Below are 15,750 nucleotides of genomic sequence, written 5' to 3'. Positions count from 1 at the left end.
CACGGAATGCGTCCTACAAAAAAATCGCGACATCTCTGATTGTTTTATAAAAACACACGGAACCCTTGGAACGTGCCTAAACTCCAAACTGCGCGGGTTGGACTAATAACCGATCCCTAGGGCGCTATGAAGTGCCTGAACCCTTGTCCATTGGTTTGCACACAAAGAGAACAAAGCTATGAAACGGATCCTTCTCGGTACTCTCTTCACCGTCGTCTCCCTCAATGCAATGGCAGAAGCACCAGGTGGCCCGAACTGCGGTTGGGGCAACATGTTGTTCGAAGGCCAGCGCGGTACTCCAGCCCACTTCCTGGCTTCCACCACCAACGGCACCTCGGGCAACGCCACCTTCGGCATGACCTCGGGCACCAACGGTTGCAGCACCAACAGCGCGCTGACCTACGGCGGCAAGTCCTGGATTGCCATGAATGGCATGATGAACGAGCTGTCCGAAGACATGGCCAAGGGTAATGGCGAAGCACTGACCACCTACGCCGTGGTACTGGGCGTTGCGCCAGAAGATCGTGACCACTTCGCAGCCGTGGCTCACGAACACTTCCAACAAATCTTCAGCAAGGCCGATGTGACCGCTGAAGACGTGCACAACAACACCCTGGCTGTACTGAAAGGCGATGCCCGTCTGGCGAAATACGCTACCCAGGCTTAAGCTCGACCTGCCCGCGCCTCCCCAGGCGCGGGTTTTATTTTTGGACCCGCCTCCCCTTTGGGTCTCTCTAATTTCCGACTTAAGTTGCCCCTATGCTCAAACGCTTTGCCTGGATGGCACTCCTCGCCTGCGCCCCGCTGTACGCGGCACCGCACCTTGATGATCAACGTTTGCAGCAACTGGCCAACGATCCGTTCTGGCTTTCGCTGGGCCATTACGAAGCCGGGAAAATCAGCGGCTGGCGCAGTTATGTCAGTGAAAAGAAATTCTTCCTGGCCGCCGATGGCGCCCACCACCCGGATGCCGAACTCAAGGCCACCGTTGAAGCACTCTATGCTCCGGCCAGCCTGGGCGAAAAACACGCCCAATGCGTCTACCCCGCACGTACCCGCTGGCTCAAGGCTCAGTTGAACCTGACCGACCTGCCCGCCGTGGACTGCACCGAATTCAAGCAATGGTTCAAGGATGTCGCCCCTCACAGCGCGGTGATGATCTTCCCGGCGGCCTACCTCAACAGCCCGTCGTCGATGTTCGGCCACACCCTGCTGCGTATCGACCAGGCTGACGTGCAGAGCAACAAGACCGCGCTGCTCAGCTACGCGATCAACTTCGGCGCCTACATAGAAGGCTCGGATAACAGCATCCTCTACGCCTGGAAAGGCCTGATGGGCGGCTACCCCGGCCTGTTCGCACTGGTGCCCTACCAGGAAAAACTCTCCGAGTACCGTAGCCTCGAAAACCGCGACCTGTGGGAATACCGGCTCAACCTCACCCAGGTCGAGACCGAGCGCATGGTCGAGCACGTGTGGGAGCTCAAGCAGATCCAGTTCGACTACTTCTTCTTCGACGAAAACTGCTCCTATCGCCTGCTGGAACTGCTGCAAGTGGCCCGCCCCGGCCTGCGCCTGACCGAGCAATTCCCGCTGACGGCCATTCCTACCGACACCGTCAAGGCAGTGAAGGACGCAGGCCTGGTCGAGAAAATCGACTACAGGCCATCCCGCGAGCGCGAGTTGCTGGAACGCGCCAAGCCGCTGGACAGCGACGAACAGCAATGGGTGCTCAAGGTCAGCGATGACCAGCAACAATTGCAGGCGCCGGCCTTTAAAGCATTGCCTCGCGACCGCCAGGCCCTGATCATCGACGCCGCCTATCGCCTGGGCCGCTACCGCGCCAACGGCCTGGAACGCGACACTGCACGCTCCCAACGCAGTTTCGAATTGCTGCGCGCCATCAACCAGAACCCCGCGCCCGACCTGAAGATCACGCCGCCCGGCCTGCCGGAAAACGGTCACGAATCGCGCACCTGGCAAGCCGGCCTCGGCACCCGTGGCGACAAGGCCTTCGGTGAATACGGCCTGCGCATGGCCTACCACGACCTCAACGACAATGCCGAAGGCTTCCCCCTCGGCGCGCAGATCGAAATCCTGCAAATGAAACTGCGCCAGTACGAAGGCAACCACTGGCAACTGCAGCAACTGGACCTGGCCACCATCCGCTCCCTGACCCCGCGCAACGCCCTGCTGCAGCCGTGGTCATGGCAAGTCACCGGCGGCCTGGAGCGCGTGCCGGGCAAGCACGACGATGAAACCCTGGTCGCCCACGTCAACGGCGGCGCCGGCGGCACCTGGCAACTGCGCGACGACATGCTCGGCTTCGCCCTCGGCACCGTGCGTGTGGAACACAACAACGACTTCAACGAAGCCATCTCCCCCGCGGCCGGCTTTAACACCGGCGTACTGTGGAAAAACCCGCTGGGCAATTTGAGCCTGGAGGCCAAGGGCGATTTCTTCACCAATGGTGAAGTGCGTCGCAGCATCAGCCTCAACCAACAGTGGGAACTGTCGCGCAACCTGGGGCTGCGCCTGAGTGCACAGCGCGAATACAGCCACTTGTCGACACCGGTCAATGAAGTGATGCTCGAAGTAAAGTGGTATCACTACTGACCCAGCCTGGTGAAAATCAAAATGTGGGAGGGGACTTGCCCCCTCCCACATTTGCCCGTATTTATTCAGTTTCCATCTCAGGGAGTTCCAATCAACATGGCAGTTAACTGCAACACTCTCGAAGAAGTCCGTGACAACATCGACCGCCTCGACCAGCAAATTGTCAGCCTACTGGCTGAACGTGGCGCCTACGTATCCCAGGCAGCCCGCTTTAAAAAGGATGCAGATGCGGTCAAGGCACCACAACGGGTTGAACAGGTGATCGCCAAGGTGCGGGGCTTGGCGCACACGCTGGGCGCCAATCCAGAAGTCACCGAGCAGGTCTATCGCGCAATGATTTCGGCGTTTATTGAGCAAGAGTTGGCTGAGCATGCGGCACGCGGTCGAGTGGGGTAAAAATTTGCAAATTTATTCGCTGATATAGAAATCCTTTAGGCATCTTCAAGCCACTGATTAATAAGCAGGAAACCTCAGCCTATTTTTTAGCTTTTTCTAATTGATACCAACTTGCTTTTACTGCCCTCGCTTTATGAGGATTTGTGGCTAGTCTCGGATAGCAATCAAATTGCCACCAAGTCTATCCACGGATCTGAATAGGTAGAGGCTGACTATGGATTTTTTTGAAAAGCTCACCAGTCTGGCAGCAAAAGTTCGGTTACAAGGCCCTGCCATTCAAACGGAAGAAGCTACAAAAAATGCTTTCGTAATGCCTTTCATAAACACTGTCCTGGGTTATGACGTGTTTGATCCCCAGGAAGTGACGCCTGAGTTCGTATGCGATGTGGGGACTAAAAAAGGCGAAAAGATCGACTACGCAATCATGAAAAACGGTGAGGTTCAAATTCTCATCGAATGCAAAAAAATCGGTGAGTCACTGAGCATTAATCACGCCTCTCAGCTTTTTCGATACTTCCATGTGACAAGCGCGAGAATCTCCATTCTCACAAACGGCCAGGTCTACAGGTTTTTTACCGACCTGGACGCCCCCAACAAAATGGACGAAAAGCCATTCCTGGAACTGGACTTGCTGGACATTGACGAATATTCCGTGCCGGAATTGATCAAGCTTACTAAGTCGGCTTTCGACGTAGACTCGATCATCAATGCTGCAGGAGAGCTGAAGTACGTCAGCCAACTCAAGAAAATTATCGGCGCTCAGGTCAGTAAACCCGAAGACGAGTTCGTGAAATTCTTTGCATCCCGCGTTTATGACGGCGTCATCACGCAGAAAGTGCGTGAACAGTTTTTTGAACTGACTCGAAAAGCGCTAGCACAATTTCTGAATGATCAAATCAATGATCGACTCAAGTCAGCCATGAGCGGCGTAATTCAACCGACTATCGCCTCGATGCCAGTGGCAAACAGCGCGAATTCTGATACGCAGGACCGCGATGAATCAGAAGACAAGATCCTGACGACACTTGAAGAGTTAGAGGGTTATCACATCGTCAGGGCAGTAGTGAGATCGGTAGTAGATGCCAAGCGAATTGTTCAGCGAGATACTCAAAGCTATTTTGGAATTTTGCTGGACGACAACAATCGCAAGCCGATTTGTCGCCTCCACTTCAACCGCAGTCAGAAGTACCTCGGGATATTCGACGAGGAAAAAAATGAAACCCGACATGCGATTTCGTCCATTGATGAGATTTACGAGTATGCGGATCAATTGAAAAAGACAGTGGGTTATTACGACTAGGGGCGGATGATACCCCCTGTGGCGAGGGAGCTTGCTCCCGTTGGGCTGCGCAGCAGCCCCGAAACCAGGCACCGCAATCTTTCTGGATAATCTCCATTGCCTGTATTGGGGCTGCTGCACAGCCCATAGCGGTCTACAGATTTCTCACACGCCTTTCACATCCCCCCGACGAATCCCCTTCTAGACTTCCCATATCAGCCGTGAAACGGCCAGGGAGTACGCCATGTGGCGGTATGCGGTAATGCTGTGTGCGATGGTGTGGCTGGCGGGTTGTCAATCGACTCACCAGGAGTTGTTGGCCAAAGGCTATCCACCGGCTTTTGCCGATGGCTTTGACGACGGCTGCAGCAGCGGTCGCCAAGCGGCCGGGGTGATCACGGGGACATTTCGCAAGAACGTGCCACGCTATCTGAAAGACCGGGAGTACGCCGAAGGCTGGGAAGACGGTTTTCGCCAGTGCAAGGCCATGCGCGAGAACGAAGAACTGCGCGACTACAAGGACAATCACTGGGACGACCGTGAGCGCGCCTGGCAGCAGGAAAAGGATCGCGATGCCGCCAGGGCCTATCACTCGCAATAGGTCGCTTTCAGACATCCATCGAAACTAAAGCACGGCGACCATGGCCCAAGTTTCATAGAGGGAGAACACCATGAGCCGAGCTTTTGTGAATGAAGACAGCGCCGCCGCCCAGGCTGATCAGCCGGTGGAGCGGCAGGTCAGCGAGCAGCCCAATCGCGTGACCGCGCATGGGTTGGCGCAGTTACAGGCCAAGGTTGCGCAACTACAGGCCGAATACAGCGCCGAGTCCGCCAAGGGCGAACAGGCCGATAAGCAGCGCCAGGCCGATCTTGAGCGGGATTTGCGCTATTTCAACCAGCGGGTGCAGAGCGCCCAAGTAGTGGCGTCAGCCACTTCCACCGACAAGGTACAGATCGGCAGTTGGGTCACGTTCGCCAATGAACAGGACGAGCAGCAGCGCATCCAGTTGGTCGGTGAAGACCAGGCCGACGCGACTGCAGGCCTGATCAACTGGGGTTCACCTCTGGGTCGCGCATTGCTGGGCGCCCAGATCGGCGACGAGGTGCTGTGGAAGCGCCCCGTCGGCGATCAGTTGATCGAGGTGCTGCGTATCGAAGCCGAGACTTAGACGATGCCTTGGGCCAGCATCGCGTCGGCGACTTTCACGAAGCCGGCGATGTTCGCGCCCTTCACGTAGTTGATCCGGCCGTTTTCTTCGCCGTAGTGCACACACGCGTGGTGGATCGACTGCATGATGTTGTGCAGCTTGCTGTCCACCTCACCGGCGGTCCACAGCAGGCGCATGGCGTTCTGCGACATCTCCAGGCCACTCACCGCTACGCCACCGGCGTTGGATGCCTTGCCCGGAGCAAACAGAATGCCTGCCTCGATAAAGATATCCACCGCCTCAAGCGTGGTCGGCATGTTGGCGCCTTCGGCCACGCAGATGCAGCCGTTGCGCAGCAAGGTACGGGCGGCTGCGGCGTCTAGTTCGTTCTGGGTGGCGCATGGCAGGGCGATATCGCAGGCCAGCTCCCAAGGCGTCTGGCCCTTGCGGAACTCCAGGCCGAAACGCTCGGCCAATTCGCTGATGCGACCGCGCTGAACGTTTTTCAGCTCCAACAGGGCTGACCATTGCTCTTCGGTCAAACCGCTTTCGGCGTACAGGGTGCCCTCGGAGTCGGACAGGGAGACCACCTTGCCGCCCAGGTCCATGACTTTGCGTGCCGCGTATTGCGCCACGTTGCCGGAGCCGGACACCGCCACGCGCTTGCCTTCAACCCGTTGGCCGTCGCGCTTGAGCATTTCTTCAGCGAAGTACACACAGCCAAAACCGGTGGCTTCCGGGCGGATCAGGCTGCCGCCGTAGGTCATGCCCTTGCCGGTCAACACGGAGGTGAACTGGTTGCTCAGGCGCTTGTACTGGCCAAACAGGAAACCGATCTCACGGGCGCCCACGCCGATATCGCCAGCCGGCACATCCACATCCGCGCCGATATGGCGGTACAGCTCGCTCATGAATGCCTGGCAGAAGCGCATGACTTCTGCGTCGCTCTTACCTTTTGGATCAAAGTCCGAGCCGCCCTTACCGCCGCCCATGGGCAGCGAAGTCAGGGAATTCTTGAAGGTCTGTTCGAAGGCGAGGAATTTCAGCACCCCCAGGTTGACCGACGGATGGAAGCGCAGGCCGCCTTTGTAAGGGCCGATGGCGCTGTTCATCTGGATACGGAAACCGCGATTGACCTGGACCTTGCCGTGATCATCGACCCATGACACCCGGAAGGTAATTGCACGCTCCGGCTCGCAGATGCGTTCCAGGATGCCCGAGTTCAGGTAGTGAGGATTGGCTTCAAGAAACGGCCACAGACTGCGTAGGACTTCTTCTACAGCCTGGTGAAATTCTGGCTGGTCTGGGTCGCGTTTTTTCAGGCGGGCAAGGAAGGATTCGACGGATTCGATCATGAAAAGTCTCGGCAAATTGATTGTTTTTAAGGGAGATTGGGCCGGACTTTATCAATTCATGTCGCACTGCGACAGGGCAAAATGTCGCCTTTGTGAATTTAAATGGTGCATTGGATATAACTGTATCCAGTTTTACCGTGTTTTATGCACTTAAAAGGGGATTTCAAATCACGCACATGCACCAACAGATAAATGGCTATCGGGGGCAAGCCCCTTCCCATATTTGATCAGTGTGGGTCAGGAAAAATGCGCAAAAAAAAGCGGAGCCCGAGGGCTCCGCTTTTTTTCAAACCCGCCGGATCAGGCGAGTTTTTTGTGGCGTACACGGTGCGGCTGGGCAGCAGCGTCGCCCAGGCGCTTCTTACGGTCGGCTTCGTACTCGGTGTAGTTGCCTTCGAAGAACACGGCTTGCGAGTCGTCTTCGTACGCCAGGATGTGGGTCGCGACGCGGTCAAGGAACCACCGATCGTGAGAGATCACAATGGCGGCGCCCGGGAAGTCCAGCAGGGCTTCTTCCAGGGAACGCAGGGTTTCTACGTCGAGGTCGTTGGACGGTTCGTCGAGCAGCAACACGTTGCCGCCCTCTTTCAGGGTCAGGGCCAGGTGCAAGCGGCCACGCTCACCACCGGACAGGTCCTTGACGAACTTCTGCTGGTCGCCGCCCTTGAAGTTGAAACGACCGACGTAGGTGCGCGACGGGATTTCATAGTTGCCGATGCGGATCTGGTCGGAGCCGTCCGAAATCTGCTGGAACACAGTCTTGCTACCGTCGAGGTCGTCGCGGCTCTGATCCACACAGGCCAGTTGCACGGTTTCGCCGACTTCGATGGTGCCCGAATCCGGCGTTTCCTTGCCCATCAGCATGCGGAACAGCGTGGATTTACCCGCACCGTTACCACCAATTACGCCGACGATCGCGCCTTTTGGCATGGAGAACGACAGATTGTCGATCAGCACGCGGTCGCCATAGCCTTTGGAAACGTTCTTGAACTCGATGACCTTGTCACCCAGGCGTGGACCGGCCGGGATGTAGATCTCGTTGGTTTCACTGCGCTTCTGGAATTCCTGCGACTGCATTTCTTCAAAGCGTTGCAGACGCGCCTTGGATTTGGACTGGCGGGCCTTGGCGCCTTTGCGCACCCACTCCAGTTCTTCCTTCATGGCTTTTTCGTGGGCCGATTGCTGCTTGGATTCGGCGGCCAGACGGTCGGACTTGGCTTCCAGCCAACCGGAGTAGTTGCCCTCGTAAGGGATGCCGGCGCCGCGGTCGAGCTCCAGGATCCAGCCGGCGACGTTGTCCAGGAAGTACCGGTCGTGCGTGATCGCAACCACGGTGCCCGGGAAATCGTGAAGGAAGTGTTCCAACCAGGCGACGGAATCGGCGTCCAAGTGGTTGGTGGGTTCATCGAGCAGCAGCATGTCGGGGGCCGACAGCAGCAGGCGGCACAAGGCCACGCGACGTTTTTCACCACCGGACAGGAATTCGACCTTGGCGTCCCACGCCGGCAGGCGCAGCGCATCGGCGGCGACTTCCAGCTGGCGCTCCAGGTTGTGACCGTCGCCGGCCTGCAGGATGGCTTCGAGCTTGGCCTGTTCGGCGGCGAGTTTGTCGAAGTCGGCGTCTTCTTCAGCGTAAGCCGCGTAGACCTCGTCCAGGCGCGCCTGGGCGTTCTTGATCACGGCGACGGCTTCTTCGACCACTTCGCGCACGGTTTTGGTCGGATCGAGGATTGGCTCTTGCGGCAGGTAACCGATGTTCAGTTCCGGCATCGGGCGGGCTTCGCCTTCGAACTCGGTGTCGACGCCAGCCATGATTTTCAGCAACGTGGACTTACCCGAACCGTTCAGGCCGAGCACGCCGATCTTGGCGCCGGGGAAGAAGGACAGCGAAATGTTTTTCAGGATTTCCCGCTTCGGCGGAACAACTTTTCCCAGCCGATGCATGGTGAAGACGTATTGAGCCATGGTGAACCTAGCGTCAGTGACTGATGAATTAAGCGGGCGAAGCCCGTGCCAGGCCATGCGCCGCGCGGGCCGTTGACTATCATCAATGCCAGCGAGCGGAAAAAGCCTGAGTCTCTGGGGCTGGAACGCCCCCGCGTAACCGGCAAAGCTACCTGAATGCGCTTGGTCAGTCCAGCCAAGCAGGGCTGGCACTTTGCCACAAGTCAAGGCATGCTAGCCGCCCTCCGGGCGTCCGGCTTATAGTGCACGTCGCGCGCCAATCCAGCCAAACCGCAGGATCACAGCTTGTCCAAAGTCACGCCGCCAACGCCTTTACGCGCCGCTCATATAGCGCCGGGAGCGCCCCTGCACGGCACCCTTAAAGGCGCATTGGCGACGCTCGTCCTCATGCTGCTCGCGTTATTGTTCTGGCAACTGCTGGACCAGTTGCAGCAAAACCAGAAAAACCAGCAGCAATACACCATCGACTACAGCGCCGACCTGGCTGAAGAGTTCAGCCTGAACATGGCCCTGAGCGCAAAAATTGCCCTCAACCTGCTACCGATCGTCGAACCGCCCCGCGACAGCGAACAGCAACAGGCCTTGATGCGCACCTTGCAGCGTTCCCTGCCGGAGCTGCGCAGTTTCGCCCTGCTGGCCCCCAGCGGCGCGATGATCAGCGACAGCGCCAATGACAGCGAGGACAGCGCCTGGCTGGAAGAATTGGTGCAACGCAGTCACGGCCAGTCCTATTACCTGAGCAACAACAACGACGGCACCATCATCTACCTGCTGCTGCACCAGCCCAGCGGCGATTCAAGGATGTACTGGGCGCTGCGCCTGGCGCCCGGTTACCTGGTTAACCTCACCCGCCAGGACAGCCAGGGTGCGCGCCCGATGTGGGCCATCGAAAACCGCCTGAACCACCGCGTGGTCAGCCGTGACAATGGCTCGCCGGCGCAATGGTCCGGCGCCCTGACGCCGGATGACTTGAATAAAAGCGTACTGGTCACGCCGCTGAGCAAAAGCGACTGGCAGTTGCGTGGCATGTTCGACCGCGCCGCTGTGCTGGAACAACTGCTGCCGGCGTTTATCGGCAAATGCCTGCTGGGCCTGGCGTTCTCGTTGATCCCGGTGATCGTGCTGCTGAATATGCGTCGCCGTCAGCGCCAGGTGCATGAAGGCCGGCGGCGTTATCAGGATATTTTCGAAGGCACCGGCGTGGCCTTGTGCGTGCTTGACCTGTCAGGCCTGAATGCGTTTTTTGCCAGGACGCACGTGCAGACCCGCGAGCAACTGCACGCCTGGCTGCAACACAAGCCCGAAGAAAGCAGGCAGTTGCTCGCCGAGCTGCGCATCACCGAGATCAACCAGGTAGCGGTGCGCCTGCTGAACGTGGACTCGTGCGAGGAGGCTTGGGAACGGCTGATCGATGACTGCCCAAGCAACAGCACGTCCATTGGCCATCAGATACTCGAAGCCGTGCTGACCCAGCAGAACCAGCTTGAACTGGAAATCCAGCTCAACGATGTGGCTGGTAACGAGCAATACCTGTGGCTGGTGATGCGTCTGCCGGAGCAGAAGGACGATTTCAAGGCGGTGATCCTCAGTATCAGCGACATCACCAGCCGCAAGCTGATCGAGCTGTCGCTGGTGGAGCGTGAGAGTTTCTGGTCGGACGTGGTGCGCACGGTGCCTGATCATCTGTATGTGCAGGACGTGATCAGCCAGCGCATGATCTTCAGCAACCATCACCTGGGCCACACCCTCGGCTACACAAAGGCCGAACTGCAGCAAATGGGCGAGTACTTCTGGGAAATCCTGCTGCACCCCGACGACGCCGAGCATTACCACGACTTGCGCCTGCAGCAACGCCAGGCCGGCTACGCAACGCAGTTGCATTGCCAATTGCGCTTCCGCCATCGCAACAACCAATGGCGGCGCTTTGACATTCGTGAGCAGGCCCTGGCCCGCGATAAAACCAGCCAGGTCACCCGCATCATTGGCGTGGCCAAGGACATCACCGACCAGATCGAAGCCAGCGAATCCCTGCGCGACAGCGAAAAACGCTACCGCATGCTGGCCGAAAGCATCAGCGACGTGATCTGCTCCACAGACAGCAAACTGGCCCTCAATTACATCAGCCCGTCGGTCAGCGCGGTGCTCGGGTACGACGTGGACTGGGTGTTCAAGAACGGCTGGCAGTCGATCATCGCTAATCCGGCGCAATTGGCCGGTATCTACAGCCTGGTGGAACAGGTCAGCCGCGCACTGGGTGACGTCGAGGTGCTGAACAAGCTGCGCGATGAAGTGCAGACCCAGCTGTTCCTGTTTGACTGCCTGCGCGCCGACGGCCGTAAGGTGCCGATCGAGCTGCGCCTGGTCCTGGTGTGGGACGAGCATGGCGCCTTCGAAGGCATTCTCGGCGTCGGCCGCGATATCAGCCAACAACGCCGCGCCGAGAAAGACCTGCGCATGGCGGCCACGGTATTCGAGCACTCCACCTCGGCGATCCTGATCACCGACCCGGCGGGCTATATCGTGCAGGCTAACGAGGCGTTCAGCCGGGTCAGCGGGTATGCCGTCGCGGATGTACTCGACCAGTTGCCGAACATGCTCACCGTCGATGAACAGCAGGAAGCCCACCTGCGCTACGTGCTCAAGCAACTACACCAGCACAGCACGTGGGAAGGCGAAGTGTGGCTCAAGCGCCGCAACGGCGAACATTACCCGGCGTGGGTCGGCATTACCGCCGTGTTCGACGACGAAGGCGACCTGGCCAGCTACGTGTGCTTCTTCAGTGATATCAGCGAGCGCAAGGCCAGCGAACAGCGCATCCACCGCCTGGCCTATTACGATGCCCTGACCCACCTGCCCAACCGCACGCTGTTCCAGGACCGCCTGCACACTGCGTTGCAGTCGGCGGAGCGGCAGAAGTCGTGGGTGGTGCTGATGTTCCTCGATCTGGACCGCTTCAAGCCGATCAACGACTCCCTCGGCCACGCCGCTGGCGACCGCATGCTCAAGGAAATGGCCACCCGCCTGCTCGGCTGCGTGGCCGAAGACGACACCGTGGCGCGCATGGGCGGTGATGAATTCACCTTGCTCCTGCAACCACGGGTCAGCCGTGAGATGGCGCTGAACCGTGCGATTCACGTGGCCGAGCAGATCCTTGCCAGCCTGGTGAAACCCTTTGTACTGGAGGGTCGCGAGTTTTTTGTGACCGCCAGTATCGGCATCGCCCTCAGCCCGCAGGACGGTAACGAGCTGAGCCAACTGATGAAAAACGCCGACACGGCGATGTATCACGCCAAGGAACGTGGCAAGAACAACTTCCAGTTCTACCAGGCCGACATGAACGCCAGCGCCCTGGAACGCCTGGAGCTGGAAAGCGACCTGCGCCACGCCCTGGAACAGAACGAATTCGTGCTGTATTACCAGCCGCAGTTCAGCGGCGATGGCAAACGCCTGACCGGCGCCGAAGCCCTGCTGCGCTGGCGCCATCCGCGTCGCGGGCTGGTGCCGCCAGGGGACTTCATTCCGGTGCTGGAAGAGTTGGGCCTGGTGGTGGATGTGGGTGACTGGGTGATCAGCGAAGCCTGTCGCCAGCTCAAGACCTGGCACCAGAACAAGGTGCGCGTGCCAAAAGTCTCGGTGAACATCTCGGCGCGGCAGTTCTCCGACGGCCAACTGGGCACCCGCATTGCCACCATCCTCAAGGACACCGGCCTGCCGCCGGCGTGCCTGGAGCTGGAGCTGACCGAAAGCATCCTGATGCGCGAAGTCAACGAAGCCCTGCACATCCTCGACAGCCTGAAAAACCTGGGCCTGAGTATCGCGGTGGACGATTTCGGCACGGGCTATTCCTCGCTCAACTACCTCAAGCAATTCCCTATCGATGTGTTGAAGATCGACCGCACCTTTGTCGACGGCCTGCCGTCCGGAGAGCAGGACGCGCAGATCGCCCGGGCGATTATTGCCATGGCCCACAGCCTCAACCTGGCGGTAATCGCCGAGGGCGTGGAAACCCATGAGCAACTGGACTTCCTGCGCGAGCATGGCTGCGATGAGGTGCAGGGTTATCTGTTCGGACGGCCGATGCCGGCCAATCGGTTTGAGGTGCAGTTCAGTAATGATGCGCTGTTCATGTTTGATTGAGATCAGGTGGTGAGGCTACTGGCCCCATCGGGGGCAAGCCCCCTCCCACACTTGAATGTGTTCACAGATCAAAATGTGGGAGGGGGCTTGCCCCCGATGAGGCCTCCAAAGCCACCACTCATGCCCAAGTGAATCCCGCTTGTCCGCGACATGATGTCCTTTCATATGCCATCTAAAACCCATTGGGTTAGAATGCCCTCCTTTTCTGCCCCCGATCCTTGAGGACCGCCATGTTCAGCCGTGATTTGACCATTGCCAAGTACGACGCCGATCTCTTCGCCGCCATGGAGCAAGAAGCCGTGCGCCAGGAAGAGCACATTGAGCTGATCGCTTCGGAAAACTACACCAGCCCTGCGGTCATGGAGGCTCAAGGTTCGGTTCTGACCAACAAGTACGCCGAAGGCTACCCAGGCAAGCGTTACTACGGCGGTTGCGAGTACGTCGACGTGGTTGAGCAGTTGGCCATCGACCGTGCAAAAGAGCTGTTCGGCGCCGATTACGCCAACGTCCAGCCGCACGCCGGTTCCCAAGCCAACAGCGCCGTGTACCTGGCCCTGCTGCAAGGCGGCGACACCATCCTGGGCATGAGCCTGGCCCACGGCGGTCACCTGACCCACGGCGCCAGCGTTTCCTCCTCCGGCAAGCTGTACAACGCCGTTCAATACGGTATCGATGCCAACGGCCTGATCGACTACGATGAAGTCGAGCGCCTGGCGGTTGAACACAAGCCAAAAATGATCGTGGCCGGTTTCTCTGCCTACTCGCAGATCCTGGACTTCCCACGTTTCCGCGCCATCGCCGACAAAGTGGGCGCTTACCTGTTCGTGGACATGGCTCACGTGGCTGGCCTGGTCGCCGCTGGTGTCTACCCGAACCCGGTTCCCTTCGCTGACGTGGTCACCACCACCACCCACAAGACCCTGCGCGGTCCACGTGGCGGCCTGATCCTGGCTCGCGCCAACGCCGAGATCGAGAAGAAGCTGAACTCCGCCGTTTTCCCAGGCGCCCAGGGTGGCCCGCTGGAGCACGTGATCGCCGCCAAAGCGATCTGCTTCAAGGAAGCGCTGCAGCCTGAGTTCAAGACCTACCAGCAACAAGTGGTCAAGAACGCCCAGACCATGGCCAGCGTGTTTATCGAGCGCGGCTTTGATGTAGTGTCCGGCGGTACTGAAAACCACCTGTTCCTGCTGTCGCTGATCAAGCAGGACATTTCCGGTAAAGATGCTGACGCTGCCTTGGGCAAAGCCTTCATTACCGTGAACAAAAACTCCGTACCGAACGACCCACGTTCGCCGTTCGTCACCTCGGGCCTGCGCTTCGGCACCCCGGCTGTGACCACTCGTGGCTTTAAAGAAGCAGAGTGCAAGGAACTGGCTGGCTGGATCTGCGACATCCTGGCCGACCTGAACAACGAAGCCGTGATCGACGCGGTCCGTGAGAAGGTCAAGGCCATCTGCAAGAAGCTGCCGGTATACGGCGCTTGATTGCAGTTGCTTGAATAAGAAGCCCGGCTCTTGAGCCGGGCTTTTTTATGCCTGATCTCATTTCAGGTCACAGATGGTAGATCCGAGCAAAACCTTCGCGGATCTTGTCCTCCGGCAGGTCATCGGCAATAAACACAATCACACTTTCCCGCGCCTCGCCTTCGGCCCACTCGGTGTCCCAATCGAAGCCGTAGAGCTTCAGCACGCCCTGAAACACCATGCGCCGGTCTTCCCCGGCGATGTTCAGCACGCCCTTGTAGCGCAGCAGTTGCTTGCCATGGTCTTCCAACAGCTCATTCATAAACTCGCTGAGGCGGTCGATGTCCAGTGGCTGGTCGGTGCGCAGCACCAGGCTGGAGATGCGGTCGATGGACGGCGCCTTGCTCACTGGGCGCAGGCTCATGCCGGCGTTGAGGTTGAAACCGCGCACGTCGAGCAATTGCGCCAGGTCGATCTTGCCGTGTTCCACCACGCGAATCGGCGCTCGGCGGTTGATGCGGGTGAGGCGTTCGCTGAGGGCATCAAAGGTGGCGTCGTCCACCAGATCACGTTTGCTCACCAGCAGGCGGTCGGCAAAACCGATCTGGGCCTGGGCGATGGTCTGGGTCAGGTGATGCTCGGCGTGGGCCGCGTCCACCAAGGTGATGATGCCGTCGAGGATGTAGCGCTCGCGCAGTTCTTCATCAATGAAGAAGGTCTGGGCCACCGGCGCCGGATCAGCCAGGCCGGTGCACTCGATCACCAGGCGGTCGAAGGCGATCTCGCCGCTGTCCAGGCGTTCCAGCAGCAGGTAGAGGGCTTTGGTCAGGTCGGTGTGGATGGTGCAGCACACACAGCCGTTGGACAGGGTCATGACTTGCACCGGCTCTTCGCCCAAAAGCTGGGTGTCGATACCGGCGTCACTGAATTCGTTTTCGATCACGGCAATTTTCAGGCCGTGTTCGGCTTTGAGCAGATGGCGCAGCAAGGTGGTCTTGCCGGCGCCGAGGAAGCCGCTGAGGACGGTCACTGGAATGGGAGAGGACAAAAGAAATTCTCCTTGAAGAAACACTGAAACAAATGTGGGAGGGGGCTTGCCCCCGATAGCAGAGTGTCAGGCACTGATGTGTCACTGATACACCGCTATCGGGAGCAAGCCCCCTCCCACAGGGGAGTTACATTAAATCAACAGCACTTGGGCCCACCCTTGCCACCGTAACGTGCTTCCTGGCGTTCTCGGAAGAACGCCTTGTAGTCCATCATCGGTTTGTCCGGGTGCTTGGTTTGCATATGCTCGACGTAAGTGTCGTAGTCGGGCATGCCGACCATCAGGCGCGCGGCCTGACCGAGGTATTTACCGAGGCGACTGATGTCATTGAACATGGTTGCAATCC

At 58.7% G+C, this 15,750-nt stretch carries 12 protein-coding genes; 8 read left to right on the top strand and 4 right to left on the bottom strand.

The genetic code is table 11. The annotated features are described in order from the left end of the window. Window positions 1-178: 178 nt before the first annotated feature. The 6 genes from EJD88_RS09925 to EJD88_RS09900 all read left to right on the top strand — a co-directional run bounded on the left by EJD88_RS09925 (window position 179) and on the right by EJD88_RS09900 (window position 5,457). Window positions 179-667: a DUF3015 domain-containing protein gene (locus tag EJD88_RS09925; protein WP_099584757.1), complete on the top strand. Its 489-nt coding sequence runs from the start codon at window positions 179-181 to the stop codon at window positions 665-667. A gap of 92 nt (window positions 668-759) precedes the next feature. Then, window positions 760-2,613: a DUF4105 domain-containing protein gene (locus tag EJD88_RS09920; protein ID WP_112196790.1), complete on the top strand. Its 1,854-nt coding sequence runs from the start codon at window positions 760-762 to the stop codon at window positions 2,611-2,613. A gap of 96 nt (window positions 2,614-2,709) precedes the next feature. Continuing rightward, window positions 2,710-3,009: a chorismate mutase gene (locus tag EJD88_RS09915; protein WP_158877864.1), complete on the top strand. Its 300-nt coding sequence runs from the start codon at window positions 2,710-2,712 to the stop codon at window positions 3,007-3,009. A 214-nt stretch (window positions 3,010-3,223) separates the two neighbouring features. Beyond that, a complete protein-coding gene (locus EJD88_RS09910; protein WP_112196792.1) occupies window positions 3,224-4,309 on the top strand; it encodes a type I restriction endonuclease in 1,086 nt (361 codons plus the stop codon). A 223-nt stretch (window positions 4,310-4,532) separates the two neighbouring features. Then, on the top strand, window positions 4,533-4,889 hold the full coding sequence (locus EJD88_RS09905) for a hypothetical protein (RefSeq protein ID WP_158877863.1): 357 nt from the start codon (window positions 4,533-4,535) through the stop codon (window positions 4,887-4,889). A gap of 70 nt (window positions 4,890-4,959) precedes the next feature. Continuing rightward, window positions 4,960-5,457 carry a GreA/GreB family elongation factor gene (locus EJD88_RS09900; protein ID WP_158877862.1) on the top strand — a complete coding sequence of 166 codons (498 nt, stop codon included), beginning with the start codon at window positions 4,960-4,962 and terminating at the stop codon, window positions 5,455-5,457. Here the strand turns inward: EJD88_RS09900 and gdhA are convergent. Continuing rightward, entirely contained in the window at window positions 5,454-6,791 is a 1,338-nt protein-coding gene (gene gdhA / locus EJD88_RS09895; RefSeq protein WP_158877861.1) for an NADP-specific glutamate dehydrogenase, read from the bottom strand. The genes EJD88_RS09900 and gdhA overlap by 4 nt on opposite strands. Window positions 6,792-7,091: 300 nt before the next feature. Beyond that, window positions 7,092-8,756 (bottom strand): energy-dependent translational throttle protein EttA, encoded by a 1,665-nt coding sequence (gene ettA / locus EJD88_RS09890; protein WP_099584751.1) that lies wholly within the window; start codon window positions 8,754-8,756, stop codon window positions 7,092-7,094. 285 nt (window positions 8,757-9,041) lie between these two features. Here ettA and EJD88_RS09885 point away from each other — a divergent pair, with 285 nt between their 5' ends. After that, window positions 9,042-12,893 carry a bifunctional diguanylate cyclase/phosphodiesterase gene (locus EJD88_RS09885; protein ID WP_099584750.1) on the top strand — a complete coding sequence of 1,284 codons (3,852 nt, stop codon included), beginning with the start codon at window positions 9,042-9,044 and terminating at the stop codon, window positions 12,891-12,893. 230 nt (window positions 12,894-13,123) lie between these two features. Then, window positions 13,124-14,377, top strand: a complete 1,254-nt coding sequence (glyA, locus tag EJD88_RS09880; protein WP_053137906.1) for a serine hydroxymethyltransferase — start codon at window positions 13,124-13,126, stop codon at window positions 14,375-14,377. A gap of 67 nt (window positions 14,378-14,444) precedes the next feature. Here the strand turns inward: glyA and yjiA are convergent, their stop codons facing one another. Together yjiA and EJD88_RS09870 are read right to left on the bottom strand one after the other, a co-directional pair. Further along, complete coding sequence (gene yjiA / locus EJD88_RS09875) at window positions 14,445-15,404, bottom strand: GTPase (protein WP_112196797.1); 960 nt, start codon at window positions 15,402-15,404, stop codon at window positions 14,445-14,447. A gap of 137 nt (window positions 15,405-15,541) precedes the next feature. Beyond that, window positions 15,542-15,739 (bottom strand): YbdD/YjiX family protein, encoded by a 198-nt coding sequence (locus EJD88_RS09870; protein WP_003176208.1) that lies wholly within the window; start codon window positions 15,737-15,739, stop codon window positions 15,542-15,544. Window positions 15,740-15,750: the final 11 nt, after the last annotated feature.

Origin of the sequence: Pseudomonas sp. PB105, assembly GCF_009764655.1 — a bacterium.
In the GTDB taxonomy this organism is placed as follows: domain Bacteria; phylum Pseudomonadota; class Gammaproteobacteria; order Pseudomonadales; family Pseudomonadaceae; genus Aquipseudomonas; species Aquipseudomonas cyclaminis.
The sequence above is the reverse complement of the archived record's forward strand: the minus strand, read 5'-3'. Positions and strand labels throughout refer to the sequence as shown.

Excerpts from the sequence above, each read along its gene's own strand:
- EJD88_RS09900 (WP_158877862.1), top strand. The coding sequence starts at position 4,960 with ATGAGCCGAGCTTTTGTGAATGAAGACAGCGCCGCCGCCCAGGCTGAT.
- EJD88_RS09915 (WP_158877864.1), top strand. The coding sequence starts at position 2,710 with ATGGCAGTTAACTGCAACACTCTCGAAGAAGTCCGTGACAACATCGAC.
- ettA (WP_099584751.1), bottom strand. The coding sequence starts at position 8,756 with ATGGCTCAATACGTCTTCACCATGCATCGGCTGGGAAAAGTTGTTCCG.
- EJD88_RS09870 (WP_003176208.1), bottom strand. The coding sequence starts at position 15,739 with ATGTTCAATGACATCAGTCGCCTCGGTAAATACCTCGGTCAGGCCGCG.
- EJD88_RS09910 (WP_112196792.1), top strand. The coding sequence starts at position 3,224 with ATGGATTTTTTTGAAAAGCTCACCAGTCTGGCAGCAAAAGTTCGGTTA.
- EJD88_RS09905 (WP_158877863.1), top strand. The coding sequence starts at position 4,533 with ATGTGGCGGTATGCGGTAATGCTGTGTGCGATGGTGTGGCTGGCGGGT.
- gdhA (WP_158877861.1), bottom strand. The coding sequence starts at position 6,791 with ATGATCGAATCCGTCGAATCCTTCCTTGCCCGCCTGAAAAAACGCGAC.
- glyA (WP_053137906.1), top strand. The coding sequence starts at position 13,124 with ATGTTCAGCCGTGATTTGACCATTGCCAAGTACGACGCCGATCTCTTC.
- EJD88_RS09920 (WP_112196790.1), top strand. The coding sequence starts at position 760 with ATGCTCAAACGCTTTGCCTGGATGGCACTCCTCGCCTGCGCCCCGCTG.
- EJD88_RS09925 (WP_099584757.1), top strand. The coding sequence starts at position 179 with ATGAAACGGATCCTTCTCGGTACTCTCTTCACCGTCGTCTCCCTCAAT.